The organism is Nitrospirota bacterium (assembly GCA_015233895.1).
Classification (GTDB): domain Bacteria; phylum Nitrospirota; class Thermodesulfovibrionia; order Thermodesulfovibrionales; family Magnetobacteriaceae; genus Magnetomonas.
Map to the genome: position 1 here is coordinate 1,624 of JADFXG010000065.1, position 402 is coordinate 2,025.

Genomic DNA, 402 nt, shown 5'->3' on the forward strand with positions numbered 1-402 from the left:
GGTTGTCCCAGGCAGTCCCCTAAGCGTGCTTCTGATACCTATTGCTAGGACCAGAGTGGCAACATAGGGCAATGGTTGCGCTCGTTGCGGGACTTAACCCAACATCTCACGACACGAGCTGACGACAGCCATGCAGCACCTGTGTAAGTTACCGATTTGACGGTTCGATCCACTTTCATTTCTCTACTGCTTACATGTCAAGCCCAGGTGAGGTTTTTCGCGTAGCATCGAATTAAACCACATGTTCCACCGCTTGTGCGGGCCCCCGTCAATTTCTTTGAGTTTTAGCCTTGCGACCGTAGTCCCCAGGTGGAATACTTAATGCGTTAGCTTCGGCGCTGATCCCCGAAAGGACCAACACCTAGTATTCATCGTTTACGGCTAGGACTACCAGAGTATCTA

1 rRNA gene (only partly in view) is annotated in these 402 nt (G+C 51.0%); it reads right to left on the reverse strand.

The features are described 5' to 3' along the window. Positions 1-402 (reverse strand): 16S ribosomal RNA (locus HQK88_17215); its annotated part reaches 358 nt to the left of the window's first position; the annotation flags it as partial.